General features: G+C 35.4%; 4 protein-coding genes. All 4 read left to right on the top strand.

The features are described 5' to 3' along the window. The first annotated feature begins 110 nt into the window (after positions 1–110). The 4 genes from GQ593_RS13170 to GQ593_RS13150 all read left to right on the top strand — a co-directional run bounded on the left by GQ593_RS13170 (position 111) and on the right by GQ593_RS13150 (position 2,501). On the top strand, positions 111–497 hold the full coding sequence (locus tag GQ593_RS13170; protein ID WP_202115507.1) for an AHH domain-containing protein: 387 nt from the start codon (positions 111–113) through the stop codon (positions 495–497). Positions 498–551: 54 nt separating this feature from the next. Next, entirely contained in the window at positions 552–1,133 is a 582-nt protein-coding gene (locus tag GQ593_RS13165) for a hypothetical protein (protein ID WP_160432446.1), read from the top strand. A gap of 554 nt (positions 1,134–1,687) precedes the next feature. Then, positions 1,688–2,098, top strand: coding sequence for a hypothetical protein (locus GQ593_RS13155; protein ID WP_237397767.1), 411 nt, complete (start codon positions 1,688–1,690; stop codon positions 2,096–2,098). Positions 2,099–2,108: 10 nt separating this feature from the next. Further along, positions 2,109–2,501: a hypothetical protein gene (locus tag GQ593_RS13150; protein WP_160432445.1), complete on the top strand. Its 393-nt coding sequence runs from the start codon at positions 2,109–2,111 to the stop codon at positions 2,499–2,501. Positions 2,502–2,870 lie beyond the last annotated feature (369 nt).

Raw genomic sequence — 2,870 nt, 5'->3', positions numbered from 1 at the left:
AATACCGCACCGTCTGGCAAAACTTACCCTTTCAAGGGCAGTAAATAGGACTTGCCGGTGGCGAAAACGCCTATAGCTACGTTCCTAATCCACTGGCTTGGATTGACCCGTTGGGGTTAACCAGTTGTCAATTAGGCAAGGCATTAGAAAAAGCGGGCGTAAAACGTCCAGAAAACACCGCTGCTCATCATATTGTGCCCGAAGGTGCGAAAAGGGCAGAGCCGGCACAAGAAATTTTAAAAAAATATGAAATTGATATTAACAGCGCAGTGAATGGCGTATTTTTGCCGACACATAAAAACACCTCTAACCTGCCAGGAATAATGCATAATGGTCGTCATCATAATGACTATATTGATGCGGTTAATGACAGACTTAGGATGGCGGATAAAATAGGCACCAAAGAAGCAATTGAGGCTGAATTAAAAAACATCGCAAATATTTTATCAAACGCTGACCGTAACGCAGATTGGAAAACGATATTGAAACAATTATAAGCGCTTGTTATTGCATTTAATCATAAGCGAATTAATTAAATTGGAGAAATACTAATGAAACCGAAAATCTATAGGTTAAAATCAAATGTGTCGGACTATAGTTCATTTATTGAAAATTGTCCTAAGGGACAGGAAGATATTGCAGGAAGAGCAATGGATAGGGCACTTTATCATCATTGGCAACCGTTTGGCGAGGAATATCAACCTGTGACTATGGAGCTATATGCTAATGATTATGGTAGAAAGAATTATCAGTTAGATATCAGTGGATCTACAGCGCCTTTTTATGTGTTAAGTGAAAGGGCTTTAGAGGCATTAAGTGATATTTTTCTTCCTCGAGGGCAAGTTTTACCGATTATTACAGCAAGTAAAAGAAAGAAATTCTGGGGCTACTTTCCGACAAATGTTTTAAAAGGTTGCTTTGATAAAGAAAAATCAATTTATAAACAATGGCCCAATGGTTTAATGATAGAGCATGTAGTTTTAATCGCTGATAATATTACCGATGAATATTTATTTACTATAGAAGAAGATATCGGCCGAGTTTTTGTGACAGAAAAGTTTAAACAACGGGTTGAAGAGGCTGGATTATTAGCGTTTACGTTTCCAGACCACCTTGTGACTGAAACATCATAGTTTAGATTGCTTAATTATATAAATCCCCGTTTTAAAACAGCGAGGATTTTCCTTTTTTATTTTGTTATTTTATTGCTCTTTAAAAAACAAATAAAATCAATATGTTATTGAATAATTGTTATAAAAAATACAATACCTTTTAGCATACCCAAAGGCTATTTTTGCTATTTATTTAGCATTAAAAAACCGAAAACTCAACCCAACTAAAAAACAATTTTATACTAAAACGCATAGTTACCTGAAAGTTTTTGACAGAAAGTTTAAATCCTATGGCAACCTTGCGATAGAATACCGCACCGTCCCACAAAACCTGCGCTTTCAAGGACAGTATTTTGACGAGGACAAATTTGTCTGGAACAAATTTGAACAATGCTTTAGCATTGGCCCTGCAAGGGTGAGTATCAGGATGATACGAATAATCAGGGTTACACTATAATCGCTACCGCTATTACGACCCCTACACCGCCCGCTACATCAGCCAAGACCCCATAGGCCTTGCCGGCGGCGAAAACGCCTATAGCTACGTTCCTAACCCACTGGCTTGGATTGACCCGTTGGGGTTGTCGGATGAGTGTCCGGGAATAGGTACTAACAATGAAACAATTGGAGGTACAGGTACTGTATGGGATGACATAAAATCAACTCAACCCAATTACCCCGGTTCTGTGATACCTAAGTCATTTGAAATGGTATTACCCAATGGGAAAAAAGTGTGGGTGCATGGCAATGCAACAGAACATATGGCTGAATATGCTCAGCATAAAGCAGTTAACTATACACCAGATGCTGTTCGCTTGGCCTCTCAACAGCAACTTAGAAGTTTACAAGAAGCACTGAATTCTGCAACGAAAAATGGTATAGAATATAATAAATTAATTACAATTGGGGGATGGGAATTAAAAATAATGCAATCTCGTAAGGTAGGAGAACTGCCTGCATTAATTCATGCACTGCCAATTGAATAAGGATAAAATCATGAGTATAAACATAGAAAAACCGATGAAAATTTCTTTTGATGAAGTTGAATTTGATGAACATGTACCTTCTATTAAATTTATTTTTATGGCAAATATAGAACAATTTTCGAACTCTCTTAACTATAGTGGTGAAATATGGATTAGCTGTCTAATTTGGGATAATTTTGTTAACGATCTGGTTACATTAAAAAATACAGCTACTTTATATGATATGAATGAAATGTTTTCTATAAAAATAGAAAAAAATGAAAAAAACATTAAATATTCATGGTCTGTGACTCGTCAGGGAATATTTAAGGATATTGTGCAGTCAAGTTATCAAGCTATTATTTCAGAAGATACATTAAATTATATTAAATCACAATTTACCAATTATCCTAAGTGGTGGTAATTATAAAATCCCCGTTTTAAAACAGCGAGGATTTTCCTTTTTTATTTTGTTATTTTATCGCTCTTTAAAAAACAAATAAAATCAATATTTTTTGAATAATTGTTATAAAAACACAATACCTTTTAGCATACCCAAAGGCTGTTTTTGCTATTTATTCCGCATAAAAAAACTGAAAACTCAGCCCGATAAAAAATAATTTTATACTAAAACGCATAGTTACCTGAAAGTTTTTGACATAAATTTCAACTTTAACACTTTTATTTTGACGGAGCTGATAACTTACCGGGCAGTGAAATGCCACTTGATGAATTAAAACACGCATCACCTGCCCCAAAAAACAATGGTAACCCAAAATCACCACAAACCCAC

The organism is Gilliamella sp. Pas-s25, from assembly GCF_009795885.1.
Lineage (GTDB): Bacteria > Pseudomonadota > Gammaproteobacteria > Enterobacterales > Orbaceae > Gilliamella.
This window is presented reverse-complemented; position numbering and strand designations above follow the sequence as displayed.